This window comes from Pseudomonas sp. A125 (assembly GCF_055409485.1).
On record NZ_JBUZVP010000008.1, the window covers coordinates 89,710 to 106,081 of the forward strand.

Consider the following 16,372-nt stretch of genomic DNA (forward strand, 5'->3'; position numbering starts at 1 on the left):
TGCTGCTGTCCCAGATCAAGGCCATGCAGCAGGCCGAGCAGTTGCTGCAGCGCGACCTGGAACCTTTCCAAGACTTCAGCCAGCGCCGCCTGGACGCGCGCCTGCGCGAAGACCTCATGCTTGAACAGCCGTTTGAGGTGCAATTGGACCTGCCTGACTCGGTGAGCCAGGAACGCGAATACCTGTCTGCGTATGCCGGCCCCGGCACTCCGTTCAAATACGTGACGGTCGCCAGCCAAGGCCGCGGCACGCTTTCCCTGCTGCAACTGGCGCAACAGAACATCGACCAGCCTCTGGCCCAGCGCTTGAGCTACATGAAGGTCAACGCCACTGGCCCGAGCGCAATCGAAGTCGACCGGCTGACCAAAGGCCTGACCCTCGATTACCTCAAGGTGCTGGTCAAGGAGCTGGACCTGGCGGGCGCCTACGAACAATTGATCACCCACACCTTCCTCGGCGCCCCGACAGACCCGCCCTTTGCCACCCAATATCGGCGCGAATGCCTCACCGAGCCCCTACGCCTGATGCTCGCCCTGCACGGCAAACTCGCCCGGGCCCAGGGCCTGCTCAACGACACCGAACTGCAGATATTGAACATCGCCATTGACGCCACCGACACCGCCGCCTGGCAGGTGGAAGGCAAACGCATTGTGCTGTTGCCGGCCCACTTGAGTGCCGGCGGCAAAGACACCGACCACGGGCCGACCACCCTGGCGGGTGTCACGTTTATTCAAGAGCAACAGTCAGGCGTGACACTGCTGTACCTGCCCGACATTCCGGACGGCCGCCACGTACGCCGCTATGCCAGCCTGGACCTCGCGCGCAAGGCGCTTTACGACCTGAGCCTGGGCAGCGGCATGAGTGCATATTTCGCCGGCCTGGCCATCAAGGGTGATACCCAGGCCCACCTCGCACGCCTCGCCCAGGCCCAACTGAAAAACTTCGACGGGATGTTCGCCGTCGGCCCCCGCTGGCCCGTCACCACCTCACTGGCCGGCCATTTGCTCAACGCCAGAATGGGTCGGTTGATCGAAGCCCACCGCGCCACTTCGCGCTCCAATGCCGCGCTGCTGCTGGAACAGAACGCCTTGCGCGCCGGGCTGGTGTTCAACTATCTGAAAATCGCGTTGGGGTTGGTGCCATTCGCAGGCTCGGTGATTGCCCTGTACGACGCCTGGACCAGCGCCAACCTGGCCGTGGCAAATTTCTTGCGCGGCGATGTTGGCCACGGCCTGGCGGAAGTGGAAGGCGTCTTGTTAGCGCTGATCGACTGCGCGATGGACGTTTTGCCCGGCAGCATCGCTTTGCCTGTTAGCGCCCGGGGAATCACGCGCCAGCGGCAATTGCGCAGCCTGGGCAGCAGCGCCGCTGGCCTGCAAGTGTCGAGCATCAGCCAGTCCCGCCGTGCCGCCCAGCGCTTCGCCGGTTACGAATACGAAGGGCTGGTGTCCCTGGCCGAAATGCAACCTCACGCCCACGGCCTTTATCGTCAGGTGTACCGCCATGCCACTGGCGACTTCATCGTGCGGCGCGGGCGCATCCACCAGGTCGAACTCGCGGGTGACCCGCCGGGCTGGCGCCTGAGCGGCACCCCCAGCAAAACCTACAAGCAGCCCATCACCCTTGATGAAAACGGCGAATGGGACACCCACTTCGGCGTGTACGGCGTTGCATTCAACGGCGGGCTGGTCGGTGGCGGTGGTGTGCTTGGGCATATGGCCGAGCGGCTTGACCCACTCTGGCCGCATGCAATTCGTGAACGCTTGCCCGTTTGGTGGACCGATCGTGCCCTGCGCCAGCAACTGCGCCTGCAAGACGAATCCATGGCCCTGGGCAGCCAAGTGAGCAACCATATCCAAAGGGCGCGGCGACTGGGGGTGCGCTACATGAACGCGGCCCCCGAAGGCAAAACGCTCGCCTGGGATGATCTGCGACAGGCCTTGCGTGCAACGAATGATTTGGCCATCCGCCACGATCATGTACTGCAACAACTGCCTCAACCGGTTGGCCGGGATCGCATCAACGCCCTGCGCGGCATACGCCAGGCCAACGCCGCGATTATTGCCAGAAACACTATCGAACTCAGCAGGAAAGCAAGGCTCGACTTACAGGCGCTGGTGGCGCAATTCAGCGCATTGGCGCTCGACCATATCGACGCCGGCAGCGCGATCAACCTTCTGAATCAACGAAAAACTGTCAGTGTGGAGGTCCGCAAGACACTCGAAGACCTGGACCAATACGCCAAAGCGGCCAATGCCTGGCATCATAAAATCAGGAACGAGCGAGACTTCCAGTACACCGAAACCAATCCCGAGCGGCTGGAAGTCAACCGAAAGGAATTCGCGGACCTGAGCAAGGACCTCGCTGACCTGAATAACCAATTCGGCGCCGAGTATCGCCGCTATCTCAAGTTCAGTTTCAGCCTCGAGACCTTTTACCGCTACGACGCTATCAACGACCTGTCGTGGTTCTACCTGCACCAACAGGTATTCCGGCGCCATCTCGATATCACGCGGGCCCTTCAGATCCACTACACCCTGGGCCAATCCTCGGCCACGCGCTCCCAGCGCGCCATCATTCTGGAAGCCTGCATCCTGGAATACCAGAGATTCAGCCTTGACCTGAAAGCCTGGAACCTGGGTTACCCGCAGCACTTCGATCAACCGAACCTGGGCAGACTGCTCGACGACCTGGACGAAATGGTCGACCTCGGCCGTCAGGACCTGGGCCTCACTCCAGCCCGGCCGCAAAACGCCACCTTTCAGGTATTTACAACCGAAGACAATCAATTGATGGTCGGTACCGAAACAGCTCACCCGCAAACCCACGCCCGTCAATTCATCATCGAAACGTCTACGGGCCAAGTCGAAACCTGGCACCTTGACCCCCAAAGCGATCGCGCTCGCCTTGCCACCCCCACCCAGCCCCCGCCGGTCCCCGACAGCAGCGTTTCACGCAACACCCTGGTCCAGGAAGCCCAGTCCAGGCTCAATGACGTGGAGAGTCACCAAACCAATGCCCGACGATATGCCAGCCAGAACATGGCACCTGTGAATCTGGAGCACCTGCTGATCAGAGAGGCCGGCGAGCTGACGGTGCGCGCCAACCGGATTCACCGCGTGGCACCCGACGAGCCCATCATTGAACTGCTACGCAGCAAGGCGGATGAGCTGACCGTTACTGGACGCAAGTTGCGTATTGAGCAGTCGATGATCAGCAAGACCCCGACCAGTGGGTACCTCGATTACCTGCTCACGCCTGATCCGAAAGACCCAAAGCCCTGTGTACGCCTGAGCAAAATAGGTGAACGCATCGCCAATGGCAGACGCCAGGGCGGCCGCAGCGACTTTCTACAGGAGTACGCCGTGCACGACCTCAGTAAACCCAATGAACCCGTGCTGTGGTACGTCCATGCACATTACGACTCGGCAACAACGCCCTTCGACGCCGTTGTCAAAGCTCATTTGAAACTGCCGGAGCAACATAACCTGGGCCTGGAATGGCAGAAGCAACAAACAACCCACACGCCCATTTGGCGTGGAGATATCAGTCGTGCGCTGTTCCTGAAGCACTTCGCCAGCCTATAAACCTGCGTTACCCGCGCCGCCCACCTCGGCGACGCGGTCGACAGCCATGCAAACATGAGACAAACTCATCCGATTCTAATTTGTCACAAGTTATATTCATGGAGAGCCCGTGCTCGAAATCCGCCACCTCAAGACCCTGCACGCCTTGCGCGAAGCCGACAGCCTGGTAGAAGCCGCTGAACGCTTGCACCTGACCCAATCGGCGCTGTCCCACCAGTTCAAGGAGCTGGAAGAACGCTTAGGGATGCAGTTGTTTGTGCGCAAGACCAAGCCGTTGCGCTTTACCAGCGCCGGCCTGCGCCTGCTGCAACTGGCGGACGCCACCCTGCCCTTGCTGCGCGGCGCCGAACGTGACATCGCGCGCCTGGCCGGCGGCACCGCCGGGCGTTTGCACATGGCCATCGAATGCCACAGTTGCTTTCAGTGGCTGATGCCCACCATCGACCAGTTCCGCGACGCCTGGCCCGAAGTCGAACTGGACCTGGCCTCCGGCTTCGCCTTCGCGCCGCTGCCGGCCCTCGCCCGTGGCGACCTGGACTTGGTGGTGACCTCCGACCCGCTGGAGCTGCCGGGCATCACCTATGTGCCGTTGTTCACCTACGAGGCGATGCTCGCCGTGGCCAACCAGCATCCGCTGGCGAACAAGCCGTACATCGTGCCCGAGGACCTGGTCAGCGAAACCTTGATCACTTACCCGGTGGAACGGGATCGCCTGGACATCTTCACGCGCTTTTTGGAGCCGGCCGACGTGGAACCGGCCCAGGTACGCACCTCGGAACTGACAGTGATGATGATGCAGTTGGTGGCCAGCGGCCGTGGCGTGTGCGGCATGCCCCACTGGGCGCTGCATGAATACAGCTCCCGGGGTTATGTGAAGGCCAAGCGGCTGGGGGAGAAAGGCCTGTTTGCCACGCTGTACGCCGGGATTCGCGCCGACATGCTGGACGCACCGTACATGCGCGACTTTTTGCTGACGGCCAAGGACACTTCGTTTTCGACCCTGGACGGCGTCAGCGCGGTGCGCTGATAAATAGCGGAGACCTGTGGCGAGGGAGCTTGCTCCCGCTGGGCTGCGCAGCAGACCCAAAAATCTCGGGGCCGCTTCGCGCCCCAGCGGGAGCAAGCTCCCTCGCCACAGCAAGCTCCCTCGCCACAGCAAGCTCCCTCACCACAGCAAGCTCCCTCGCCACAGCAAGCTCCCTCGCCACAGCAAGCTCCCTCACCACAGCAAGCTCCCTCACCACAGCAAGCTCCCTCACCACAGCAAGCTCCCTCACCACAGCAAGCTCCCTCGCCACAGCAAGCGCCCTCGCCACAAGATCAGGCAGGGATCAGCGAGGCGCGGTAGAACGGCAGGATCAAGTCCCGGGTCAGGGGCGCGAGCAGCAAATCGCCGTCGCCGGCCGGGTCGATCCAGCGCACCTCTTCAATTTCGGCGGCCGGTGCCACCGGCTCGTAAATCTGCACCTGGAACAACTCGGCCTGCACCACACACCCCGGCTCGTTGGCCGCCGGGGCCGAGAACTGGCCCAGGTACACCGCAGCCGCCGGATCGATCCGCAGCCCCAGTTCTTCGTGCAGCTCGCGAGCCAAAGCCTCGGCAGGTTGCTCGCCGGCGTCGATCTTGCCGCCCGGCTGCATGAACGCCTGGGTGCCGCGCTTGCGTACCAGCAGGGTCTGGCCGTCGCTGCCGATCAGCAGGGCAGCGGCGATACGAATGATAGAAGTCATGCAAAGGTCGCCTTGAAAACAAAAGCGCAAGGATCCCATGAACCCGCCTTACCCCGAAAGCAATGCCTCATCCGGCTCCTTGATAAACACGCTGTACTTCGCCCCTTCCATCGCCTCGAAAGCAATCAGCTTGTCCACCAGCGGCAGGTTCAACACCTTGCCGGCATTGAGCAGCAGCATGCCGTTGTCGGCATTGAGGTTGCGCGCCAGCACCATGCCTTCGGCCAGTTCGCGGGTGGTCAGGACTTTCACCGTCGGGTCGCCCAACGTCACGTCGCTGAGGAACGCCGCGCAGGCCTGGATGAAGTCTTCCACCATGTCCGGGTCGTACAGGCGCCCGGCGTATTTGCGGATGTAAAGCAGCGCTTCATCGCTGTTCATCTGCCGCTCAAGGATCAAGCCGCGTTGCAGTTCGATGAAGTCCACCGCCAGCTTCAACAGGCGCGAGCCAAGGGGAATCGCATCGCCCTTGAGGTGGTCGGGAAAGCCGCTGCCGTCCCAGCGTTCCTGGTGGTGGCGAATCAAGCGGGCGGCATCTTTCATCGGTTCCAGGGTCATCAGCAACGACTCGCTCTGGGTTGGGTACGCCCGATAGCGCTCACGGTCGGTGCTGTGCAGCAGGTCGGCGGGCGCGATCATCATGCTGTCGCTCCAACTCAGCTTGCCGATGTTGTAGAGCGCCGCCGCCATGGTCAGGTCGCGGTTGCTGGCCTCGTCCAGGCCGTGGCCGTGGCACCAGGTACGCACCAGTTCGATGATTTGCCGGTTGGTCTGTTTGCTGCGCGGCAGGCGCAGGTTGGCCAGCAGCGAAAACACCTCGGTGCCGGTGGCGTAGCTGTGCTTGAGTTCTTCGTAGGCCAGGTCGAGCATGTCGGCGGTTTGCTGCAGCTCGCTGGTGCGCGAGGCCACGCGTTTTTCCAGGTTGCTGTTGAGCTGCTTGAGTTCGTCATTTTGCTGGCGGATCAGTTGTTCCAGGCGCAGGCGCTCACGCTCGGAATGTTGATGGGCCAGGGACTGGCGCAAGGCCAGAAGCAGCTCTTCGTCCTTCCAGGGTTTGCTGAGGTAGCGGTAGATCTGCCCTTCGTTGATCGCCTTGATGATCAACGTCAGGTCGGTTTCGCCGGTCAGCAGAATGCGTACGGTGTGCGGGTAGTCGTGGTGGATCTGCGCCAGCAGGGTGGCACCGTCCATGTCCGGCAGGCGCGCGGCGCTCATCACCAGGTCGACGGGTTGCTGCGCCAGAATGGCCAGCGCCTGAGCGGCGTCGGTGGCGCTGCAGACTTCAAACGGCTCCAGGCGCAGCAACTGCGTCAGGCGGTCCAGTACGTCGGCGTGTGTGTCAATCAACAGCACCACCGGACGGTCTACATTTACGAATGTCACTGACTCTCCCATGGGGCACCTCGTATGGCCTCGATGTGCGCTTCCTACGGTCAAGGTAACAGCCTCCTGGCAATTACCCAGCAGTTTAGTCGGCTTTTCCTTGCAGTAATGGCCTTATGATGTCACTTCGTCAGATGGACATAAAAAAGGGCCGCTTCATCGACTGAAGCGGCCCTGAGGCAAAGCGCTGCGCATCACGCCTCGGCGGGTTTGCCGGCCGAACCGAACGACGCAAACCGCTTGTTGAAGCCGGCGATGCGGCCTTCGGACTGGGTCTTGCGCTGTTGGCCGGTGTACACCGGGTGCGAAGCGCTGGAGACGTCGAGCAGAACGTAGGGGTAAGTGTTGCCGTCGCTGTGTTTTTGCGTGCGGTCGGTGTCGACAGTGGAACCGATCAGGAAGAACACATCGGCGGCGGTGTCGTGGAACAACACAGTGCGGTAGTCGGGGTGGATACCAGGTTTCATAAGGCCTCCGGGGCGTCTGGGTGATCAGTAAGTGTTATACAGTAACACACACAATGCACCCAAACGAGAACCGATTGCAATAAGGATAGACCCCAGGCTTCTATGCCGCTTCCTGGAAGTCCATCTCCGGTGGCTGTTGGGAGAAGCCCCGTGTCAGGAAACCCAGGTACACCAGGCCAATTGCCAACCAGCTCAGGCCCAGGTAAATCGCCAGGTGATCGAGGCTGACCATCAGCCACAAGTCTGCCACCAGGCCGATGCTCGGGAACACCAGGAACAGCACCAGTTCCCGCAGCCCGCGCTGCTTGGCACCGATCCAGTAGTGGAAGATCACCGACAGGTTCACCAGGCTGAAGGCCAGGAACGCGCCGAAGTTGATGAACGACGTGGAGGTGGTGACGTCCAGCTTCAGTGCCAGCAAGGCGACCACCGCGCATAGCAGGATGCTGTTCACCGGCGTACCGAAGCGCGCATGCAAGGTGCCGAAGAACGACTTGGGCAACACCCCGTCGCGGCCCATCGCAAACAGCAACCGCGACCCGCTGGCCTGGGCCGACAGCCCCGAGGCGAACTGGCCGACGATCAGGCCGATCAGGAAGATCGACACGAACAGGTCGCCGCCAATGTTGCGGGCAATCTCGTAGGCGGCTGAGTCCACGTCGGTAAATTCGAACGATGGATGGGCGATCTGCACGAAGTACGACACACCGACGAAGATCAACCCGCCGATCAGGGTGATCAGCATGATCGCCCGGGGGATGGTGCGGCGTGGGTCGCGGGTTTCTTCGGTCAGGGTGCTGACCGCATCAAAGCCCAGGAACGAATAACAGGCGATCGCCGCGCCGCTCATGATCAGCGGCATTTGCATCTGGCCGTTGAAGAACGGGGCAATGGTCCACAGTGGCTTGCTGGCGTCACCGCCCAGGTAGTGGATGCACAGCGCGACAAAAGCGATCAGTACCAAAAACTGCACCAGCATCAGCACCGCGTTAATCCCGTTGGCCAGTTTCAGGCCGATGATGTTGATCGCCGTGGTGATCCCGATAAACGCCAGCACCCAGAGCCATTGCGGCACCGCCGGGAAGGCCGAATGCAGGTAGGCCGCACCGATCAGCCAGATGGCCATGGGCAGGAACAGGTAGTCGAGCAACACCGCCCAACCGGCGATAAACCCAAGCTTGGGGCTGATGGCCTTGCGCACGTAGCTGTAGGCGGAACCGGCCACCGGAAACGCCGAGGCCATGCGGCCGTAGCTCATGGCGGTGAAGAACATCGCCACCAGGGCGGCCAGGTAAGCGGCCGGGACCATGCCGGCGGTGGATTGCGCCAGGATCCCGAAGGTACCGAGGACAATGATCGGTGTCATATAGGCGATGCCAAACAGCACCACCGACCCTAACGACAGGGTACGTTGCAAACGAGCCATGAGCGATTCTCCGCGCAATTATTAGAGTTATGGCAGAACTGAAGTCGGTGCAGCGAACGCAATAATTTTTATGGTTGAAACAGTTTTTAAGTGAGGTGCAGCTTTCTGTGGCGAGGGAGCTTGCTCCCGCTGGGCTGCGCAGCGGCCCCAAAAATCTTAGGGCCGCTTCGCGCCCCAGCGGGAGCAAGCTCCCTCGCCACAACAGCATCCGTGCCACAAAATCGGTGTCAGGTTTTAGGAATCAGCAGCTCCCGCGTGCCGTCGTTGCGCTCGATCACCTCCCCCGGCAATTTCAAGCGCTGGTCGTCCAGGTAGCGATAGTCCTGTCGCGCCGCCGCCAGTTGCCCAAGGTCCAGTTCAACGCTGAACTGCCCTTCGTCACGCCCGGCTTCAAACAGTAACGTGCCAAACGGGTCCACCAGCGCACTGCCACCGGCAAACATCAGGCCGTCGTCGCCCTCTTCCACCCGGTTGACCATCAGCGCAAACGCCTGGTTTTCCTGGGCGCGGGCCATGATTGCGGTGCGGTGGGTGGGACCGTACGGGTCCATGTTGCCGTTGGTGACGATCAACACTTCAGCGCCCAACTGCGCCAGGGCGCGGGCGGTTTCCGGGAATTCGATGTCGTAGCAGATCAACAGGCCCACGCGCACGCCGTTCCACAGGCAGGTGGCGTAACGGTCGCCGGGGGTGAATACGCCGCGGTCCGAGGCCCACAGGTGGGTCTTGCGATAACGCAGGGCAATGCCATCGGGCGTGATCATCAAGGTGGTGTTATAGAATTGCCCCGCGTCGTTCTCGGCCATGCCGATCACCACGGCGATATTGCGGGTGCGGGCCGCCTGGATAATCGCCTGCACTGTCGGGCCATCCACCGGCTCGGCAATAGCGGCCACGGTGTCGGCGCTCGGAAAGCCCATCAGGTGGGTTTCCGGGAATACCACCATTCGGGTATCCGCCGCACACGCAGCAATCGCCGCCAACGCGCGCTCAAGGTTGTAAGCTGTGCCGTTATCGCGGCCTGCCAGTTGGGCAAATTCGACCTTCATGGTGATTCCTTGTTCTTTATCTGTGGCGCAGTATGCGCAGCCGCGAACACTCGGGAAATCACGCAGCCGGGTTAACCCTATGGGGGTAGATGCATGACATTGTCGCTGCAAGACATCGCCTGGCACCGTTCGGTGGGGCAAATGATAGACGCCCTGGACCAGCCCAACTTCTGGACCCAGCTTGTGCGGTTGCTCGACCAATATGTGCCGTTCGACAGTTGGGTGGTGTTGCTGTTCAGCAGCGGGCACAAGCCGCTGGTGTTCGCCGAATGCCCCGGCCAGGACGGCGAGCCAGACCACCTGTTCCAGGATTATCTCAACGGCCTGTACCTGCTCGACCCGTTCTACATCGCCAGCCGCGAACACTCGCGCACCGGGCTGTTTCGCCTGGCCGAAGTGGCGCCGGAGCATTTTGAGCTGACCGAGTATTACCAGCGCTACTTCCGGCTGAACGTGGTCGCCGATGAAATCCAGTTCAATTGCCAACTGCCGGACGGGCGCACGCTGTGCCTGTCACTCGGGTCCAGGCAGCGCTTTGACCGGGAACAGGTTGCCTTGCTGTCGCTGATTCAACCCTGGGTCTTGAGCCTGCTGCGCCAGCGCCTGCCTCATGAACTGCACGAGGTCAGCTGCGCCGAGCCGCCGTTGCAGAATGACGACTGGGGGGCACAACTGACGGCGCGGGAATTGGATGTGGGCCGCTTGATGCTCAGTGGTTGCTCCAGCAAGGAAATCGCCCGCAAGCTGGAGATCTCGGTAGAGACCGTGAAAGTCCACAAGAAACACATGTACAGCAAGCTGGGGATCAAGTCTCAGTCAGAGCTGTTTTCGATTTTCCTGCAGGCGCAGAAGGGCTAGGGCGCCCCCATGTGCTTAACCAATCCAACAGCCTGAGCACGACCTCCTTGACGAACACTGGCGTGGCTTCGTTTTTGGCGACGGCCTCGGCATAACCTTTGAAGATTGATACCAAGTCCCCCCGGGCGGCGCCACTGAGCGACGTTTGCAGGCCATCGTTCAGGGTTTTTTCAAGCCCGCTTTTCGCACCGTCCATCATGCCGGCAGTGCTGCCATCCGACTTTTCGACGCCCAGGGCCATGTTGCTCAGGCCCGGGAACATCCATGCCCTGTTGCCGATTGCGCCGGCGATATTCTGCGTCATGTTTTTCGGCGTAGCGTCCAGATTCGCCCCCTCATCCGCAAGCAAAGCGACGGCCTGGCGAGGTTCGACGGCTTTCTGGCTCAACAGGAACCTGACGACCGGGTTGTCGGGCACTACTGCGGCGTGGCACGTGCGTCCAGGCCGTTCCTGCGCCTGATCATCCGTTTGAGGCGCTACATCGTTCGCCTTCGCATGATCCGGGGGCGATAGCGCTTCTTGTTGCGGCGCAGGCCGAGACACATAGCGATCAGGGGCAATCGAAACACTGATACTCATAACCCATTCACTCCTGGCAGAAGTTGACGCACGGGATTTGCGTCCTACGCCCATAGTGGCAAATGCCTCGGGAATGGTTCCCGGGGCGGGCCAGCGTCACGGCCGGTAAAATGCGCCCCAGAGCGGTCAATCCTTGTTCGGGGTTTGAGTACAGGCGCAGAATGGCGGATCGACCTGTAGAGTTGAACCTGAGGAAAAACCGTATGAGCCTGTCGTTACTAAGCCGCTACGCGTTCTTTGCCGTCTGCGTTATTTTCACCCTCGCCAGCATGCCGTTCATCGAGCACGAATGGCTCTGGCCCATCGCCGTCGTCACCGGCATCCTCAGCCTGATCGGCATTTTCGACCTGTTGCAAAGCCCTCACGCGGTACGCCGCAACTACCCCATCCTGGGCAATATCCGTTACCTGGTGGAAGGCATCCGCCCGGAAATCCGCCAGTACCTGCTGGAGTCCGACAGCGACGCCCTGCCCTTCTCCCGGGCCCAGCGCTCGCTGGTCTATTCCCGTGCCAAGAACGAAAGCGCCGACAAACCCTTCGGCACGTTGATCGACGTGTACCAGTCGGGCTTTGAATTTATCGGCCACTCCATGCGCCCCGCGCCGTTGAGCGACCCCAGCGCGTTTCGCGTGATCGTCGGCGGCCCGCAGTGCACGCAACCCTATTCGGCCTCGGTGTTCAACATCTCGGCCATGAGCTTCGGCTCACTGAGCGCCAACGCGATTCGCGCGCTCAACCAGGGCGCCAAGCTCGGCAATTTCGCCCACGACACCGGCGAAGGCAGCATCAGCCCATACCACCGGGAACACGGCGGCGACCTGACCTGGGAGCTGGGCAGCGGCTACTTCGGCTGCCGCACCAGCGCCGGCCTTTTCGACCCGGAACGCTTCGCCGTGCAGGCGCAGAACCCGCAAGTGCGGATGATCGAAATCAAGATGAGCCAGGGCGCCAAACCGGGCCACGGCGGGATCCTGCCCAAGCACAAGGTCACCAGGGAAATCGCCGAGACCCGCGGCATCATGATGGGCGAAGACTGCATCTCGCCGTCGCGTCACAGCGCGTTTTCCACCCCGATCGAGATGATGCAGTTCATCGCCCAGTTACGTGAACTGTCGGGCGGCAAGCCAGTGGGCTTCAAGTTCTGCCTGGGCCACCCGTGGGAGTTCATGGGCATCGCCAAGGCGATGCTCGAAACCGGCATTCTGCCGGACTTTATCGTGGTGGACGGCAAGGAAGGCGGCACCGGCGCCGCGCCCGTGGAGTTCACCGACCATATCGGCGTGCCCCTGCGCGAAGGCCTGTTGTTTGTGCACAACACCCTGGTGGGCTTGAACCTGCGCGACAAAATCAAGCTGGGCGCCAGCGGCAAGATCGTCAGCGCGTTCGACATCGCAAGCGTGCTGGCCATCGGCGCCGACTGGGCCAACTCGGCGCGCGGTTTCATGTTCGCCATCGGCTGCATCCAGTCGCAAAGCTGCCACACCAACAAATGCCCCACCGGGGTGGCCACCCAGGACCCGTTGCGCCAACGCGCACTGGTGGTGCCGGACAAGGCCCAGCGCGTGTTCAACTTCCACCGCAATACGCTGAAGGCTTTGGCAGAAATGCTCGCTGCCGCCGGTCTCGACCACCCTTCACAACTGTCGGCCAAGCATCTGGTGCGGCGCATGTCGGCCACCGAGATCAAGCTGTTCTCGCAGCTGCATGTGTTCCTCAAGCCGGGCGAATTGCTCACCGGCGAAGTGAACGGCGAGTTTTATTCGCGCATGTGGCAGATGGCGCGGGCGGACAGTTTTGAGCCGAATGAAGTCGCTGCGGCCTGAGCCTCACACCCAAAAATCCCGCTGAACCGGACCACCGAACGGCATCGTTGAAACAAGGAGCTTCACCATGCCGTTACTCGACTTCACTACCCTCGCTGCGCAACTGCCGGACACCTGGAAATCCACGCGCCTGGGCCACGTCGGCCCGGCGCGGATCAAGGTGCTGCGCATGGACGCGCAAGCCTACGCAGAAGAAACCCACGACTACAACGAAGGGCTGTTGGTGATCGACGGCCTTTTGCGCCTGTCCATCGGCGAGGAAGCCATCGACGTCGGCGCCGGCCAGATGTACCTGGTGCAAGCAGGCATTGCCCATGCCGTGCTTGCCGGCAGCCACGGCACGCTGGTGATCATCGATGTTTAACCGAAGCGATGAGACATTCAGTAAAAACTGAGCTTTGCAATTGCTTACAAATACCGCCAACCTGCGCCCCGCCCGACGTACGGCACGACAAAAGCCGTCGTCCACTTGTCATTACTAAACCCTTTGTTCAAGAGCCCGCTGCCATGCTGAACGGACGCGACCCACGCATCGATTTTTTTCGCGGCCTGGCGTTGATCTCTATTTTCTGGGATCACGTGCCCCACAACCCGCTCGGCCAGGTCACTCTGCGCAACTTCGGCTTCAGCGACGCGGCGGAAGTCTTCGTATTCCTGGCCGGATACGCGGCGGTGCTGGCCTACGGCAAGATCCTGCAGCGCGACGGGTATTTGGTCGCCTGCGTGAAAATCTGGCGGCGCACCTGGGTGCTGTACGTGGTGCACATCTTTTTGCTGGCGATGCTGATGGGCATCGTGTTCTTCGCCAACAGCCATGTGGAAACCCGCGACCTGGTCGAAGAGATGGGCCTGACGCACTTCGTCACCCATCCCCAGCAAGCCCTGGTGGATGAATTGCTGTTGCGCTTCAAGCCCAACCTGATGGACCCGCTGCCGCTGTACATCGTACTGCTGGGCTGCCTGCCGCTGGTGCTGCCGTTGCTGCTGCGCAAGACCTGGGCAGTGGTGGCCGTGTCGCTGGCGGTGTACCTGCTGGCACCGCACCTGGGCTGGAACCTGGCGGCGATTGCCGACGGCGTGTGGTACTTCAATCCCGTAACCTGGCAGTTGCTGTTTGTGCTGGGCGGTGCGGCGGCGATTCATGCCGGGCAACCACGTCCCATCGAGACTCGGCGCCTGCTGCGTCAGCCGTTGTTCGTCGCAGCGGCAGCGTACGCACTGGCCGCAGGGGTTCTTACGGTCTTGTGGCGTTGGCCGCATATCCACGATGCGCTGATGCCGGCGGCACTCAGTGAACTGCTCTACCCCATCAGCAAGACCGACCTGTCACCGGTGCGGCTGCTGCACTTCCTGGCACTGGCCTATGTCACCGCCAAACTGTTGCCCGGCCGCGCCTGGACGCAGAACTGGCTGGCGCAGCAAACCTGCCGCATGGGGCGCTACTCCCTCGAAGTGTTCTGCCTCGGGGTGTTGCTGGCACCGCTGGCAGACATGATCAACGCGATCACCGGCGATGCCTTCGCCATGCAAATTTTCACCGCGTTGGTTGGCGCAGGGCTGATGGCGCTGCTCGGAGCCTGGCTGGATTTGAACAAGCGGCTCACACAACCGACACGCACCGCCACCGCCTGAAAAACAAAAAGCCCCGAAAGGGGCTTTTTGTTGAGCGCAAAAAATCAGCTCGCGGTGCTTGCCGCAGCCTGGGTCGGCTGCAACTTGAACACGTAGAACAACACCGTCAACAGCACCAGGAATGCCGGGCCGACATACAGCGCCACGCGGGTGTCCGGGAAGTACGCCATCAGGCCCACCACCAGCACCAGGAACGCCAGCGCCAGGTAGGAGCTGACCGGGTACAGCCACATGCGGTATTTGAGGCCGTCACGTTCGGCCGGGGTCAGGCCCTTGCGGAATTTGAGCTGGGCCAGGAGGATCATCAGCCAGGTCCAGATCGCACCGAAGGTGGCGATGGAGGTCACCCACACAAAGACTTTTTCCGGGACCATGTAGTTGAGCAGCACGCCCAGCAACAGCACGAAGATCGACAGCAGCAGCGCCTTGCGTGGCACCCCGTTGCTCGACGTGGTACCGAACGTGGCCGGGGCCTGGCCGTTCTGCGCCAGGCTGTAGAGCATGCGCCCGGTGCTGAAGATACCGCCGTTGCAGGACGACAGCGCCGCAGTGATCACCACGAAGTTGATGATGCCGGCGGCGGTCTTGATACCAAGACGCTCGAAGGTCATCACGAACGGGCTGCCCTGGGTGCCGATTTCGTTCCACGGGTAGATCGACAAAATCACAAACAACGCACCGACGTAGAACAGCAAAATGCGCCAGAACACCGAGCCGATGGCACTCGGGATGGTCTTTTGCGGGTTCTTCGCTTCACCGGCGGTGAGGCCGATCATCTCCACGCCCAGGTAGGCGAACATCACCATTTGCAGGGACATCAACACACCCTGCACACCGTTGGGCATAAAGCCGCCGTGAGTCCACAGGTTGGAAATGCCCAGGGCCACGCCGTCATTGCCAAAGCCGAACGCGATGATGCCGACGCCGCCGATCACCATGGCAATGATGGTGACGATCTTGATCAGGGCGAACCAGAACTCAAATTCGCCGAACGCCTTGACCGCGATCAGGTTGATGGTGCCCATGCTGACCAGCGCCGCGAGGGCCCAGATCCAGCGCGGCACATCGGGGAACCACACGCCCATGTACACGGCGACGGCGGTGATTTCTGCCACGCACGTCACCAGCCACAGGAACCAGTAGTTCCAGCCGGTGAGAAAGCCCGCCAACGGGCCGAGGTAATCCTGGGCATAGCGGCTGAACGAGCCGGCCACCGGGTTGTGCACCGCCATCTCGCCGAGGGCGCGCATGATCACCAGGATCGCCAGGCCGCCGATGATGTAGGACAGCATGATTGCCGGGCCAGCCATTTCAATGGCCTTGGCCGAGCCCAGGAACAGACCGACACCGATACAGGCGCCGAGGGCCATCAGGCGAATATGCCGTTCGCCAAGTTCGCGTTTAAGTGGGCCGCCCTGAGCGGTCTCGCCATGGGGCAGGTGATTGCCAGCGGGCATAGGGATACAACCTCGTCTTGTTATTGGATATGAGCCACCGAGTCCGGGACGTCACGGCGGGTGTGCCATGGCGTACCGTTTGCGGTTCACCTTTTGGGTAAACCGGCCTGGCCGGGCCAGATCAGCGGGGGTGCAGTATAAAAAGCTAAACCCAGGGGTTTTCACTCTATAAACGGCAAGATTCAGCGGGAACTCGCGGCAAAAGCCCCTTCAGCGGAGGTGCATTACCTGGCCAGCGCAAGAACCGTCGCCAACAAACGGCGGCGAGTATTGCACGGTAATGGTGCAGCGTCATGCCCCGACCTTTGGCGGATTTACCGTGGGGGAGGCTCTAGAGCGGTACTTCCTGCCTGCCCCACCCCTGTGGCGAGGGAGCTTG

At 61.5% G+C, this 16,372-nt stretch carries 14 protein-coding genes; 6 read left to right on the forward strand and 8 right to left on the reverse strand.

Annotated elements, in window-relative coordinates:
• Positions 1-23 precede the first annotated feature (23 nt).
• Positions 24-3,587 (forward strand): hypothetical protein, encoded by a 3,564-nt coding sequence (locus tag ACZRN6_RS13035; RefSeq protein ID WP_464008134.1) that lies wholly within the window; start codon positions 24-26, stop codon positions 3,585-3,587.
• A 109-nt stretch (positions 3,588-3,696) separates the two neighbouring features.
• Positions 3,697-4,614 (forward strand): transcriptional regulator MetR, encoded by a 918-nt coding sequence (gene metR / locus ACZRN6_RS13040; RefSeq protein ID WP_322147227.1) that lies wholly within the window; start codon positions 3,697-3,699, stop codon positions 4,612-4,614.
• Here the strand turns inward: metR and ACZRN6_RS13045 are convergent.
• The 6 genes from ACZRN6_RS13045 to ACZRN6_RS13070 all read right to left on the reverse strand — a co-directional run bounded on the left by ACZRN6_RS13045 (position 4,598) and on the right by ACZRN6_RS13070 (position 9,643).
• Positions 4,598-4,885, reverse strand: coding sequence for a hypothetical protein (locus tag ACZRN6_RS13045; protein WP_464008135.1), 288 nt, complete (start codon positions 4,883-4,885; stop codon positions 4,598-4,600). The genes metR and ACZRN6_RS13045 overlap by 17 nt on opposite strands.
• A 22-nt stretch (positions 4,886-4,907) precedes the next feature.
• Entirely contained in the window at positions 4,908-5,318 is a 411-nt protein-coding gene (locus ACZRN6_RS13050; RefSeq protein WP_464008136.1) for an NUDIX hydrolase, read from the reverse strand.
• A 48-nt stretch (positions 5,319-5,366) separates the two neighbouring features.
• Complete coding sequence (nosR, locus tag ACZRN6_RS13055; protein ID WP_464008137.1) at positions 5,367-6,713, reverse strand: response regulator c-di-GMP phosphodiesterase, NosR family; 1,347 nt, start codon at positions 6,711-6,713, stop codon at positions 5,367-5,369.
• Positions 6,714-6,895: 182 nt separating this feature from the next.
• Entirely contained in the window at positions 6,896-7,168 is a 273-nt protein-coding gene (locus ACZRN6_RS13060; RefSeq protein ID WP_322147232.1) for a type B 50S ribosomal protein L31, read from the reverse strand.
• Between the two features lie 100 nt (positions 7,169-7,268).
• Positions 7,269-8,594 carry an APC family permease gene (locus tag ACZRN6_RS13065; RefSeq protein WP_464008138.1) on the reverse strand — a complete coding sequence of 442 codons (1,326 nt, stop codon included), beginning with the start codon at positions 8,592-8,594 and terminating at the stop codon, positions 7,269-7,271.
• 227 nt (positions 8,595-8,821) lie between these two features.
• Positions 8,822-9,643 carry a carbon-nitrogen hydrolase family protein gene (locus ACZRN6_RS13070; protein ID WP_464008139.1) on the reverse strand — a complete coding sequence of 274 codons (822 nt, stop codon included), beginning with the start codon at positions 9,641-9,643 and terminating at the stop codon, positions 8,822-8,824.
• 93 nt (positions 9,644-9,736) lie between these two features.
• Here ACZRN6_RS13070 and ACZRN6_RS13075 point away from each other — a divergent pair, with 93 nt between their 5' ends.
• Positions 9,737-10,501, forward strand: a complete 765-nt coding sequence (locus ACZRN6_RS13075) for a helix-turn-helix transcriptional regulator (RefSeq protein ID WP_464008140.1) — start codon at positions 9,737-9,739, stop codon at positions 10,499-10,501.
• On the opposite strand, the gene ACZRN6_RS13080 is transcribed toward ACZRN6_RS13075, so the two are convergent.
• Positions 10,449-11,081 carry a hypothetical protein gene (locus ACZRN6_RS13080; protein WP_464008141.1) on the reverse strand — a complete coding sequence of 211 codons (633 nt, stop codon included), beginning with the start codon at positions 11,079-11,081 and terminating at the stop codon, positions 10,449-10,451. The two genes, ACZRN6_RS13075 and ACZRN6_RS13080, sit on opposite strands and share 53 nt — an antisense overlap.
• 203 nt (positions 11,082-11,284) lie before the next feature.
• Between ACZRN6_RS13080 and ACZRN6_RS13085 the strand changes: the two genes are divergently transcribed.
• From ACZRN6_RS13085 to ACZRN6_RS13095, 3 genes are all read left to right on the forward strand, one after another.
• Complete coding sequence (locus tag ACZRN6_RS13085) at positions 11,285-12,904, forward strand: FMN-binding glutamate synthase family protein (RefSeq protein ID WP_322147237.1); 1,620 nt, start codon at positions 11,285-11,287, stop codon at positions 12,902-12,904.
• 67 nt (positions 12,905-12,971) lie between these two features.
• On the forward strand, positions 12,972-13,268 hold the full coding sequence (locus ACZRN6_RS13090) for a cupin domain-containing protein (RefSeq protein ID WP_464008142.1): 297 nt from the start codon (positions 12,972-12,974) through the stop codon (positions 13,266-13,268).
• A gap of 143 nt (positions 13,269-13,411) precedes the next feature.
• A complete protein-coding gene (locus ACZRN6_RS13095) occupies positions 13,412-14,536 on the forward strand; it encodes an OpgC family protein (RefSeq protein WP_464008143.1) in 1,125 nt (374 codons plus the stop codon).
• A gap of 44 nt (positions 14,537-14,580) precedes the next feature.
• Here the strand turns inward: ACZRN6_RS13095 and ACZRN6_RS13100 are convergent, their stop codons facing one another.
• Complete coding sequence (locus tag ACZRN6_RS13100) at positions 14,581-15,993, reverse strand: amino acid permease (RefSeq protein ID WP_322147241.1); 1,413 nt, start codon at positions 15,991-15,993, stop codon at positions 14,581-14,583.
• Between the last annotated feature and the right edge of the window lie 379 nt (positions 15,994-16,372).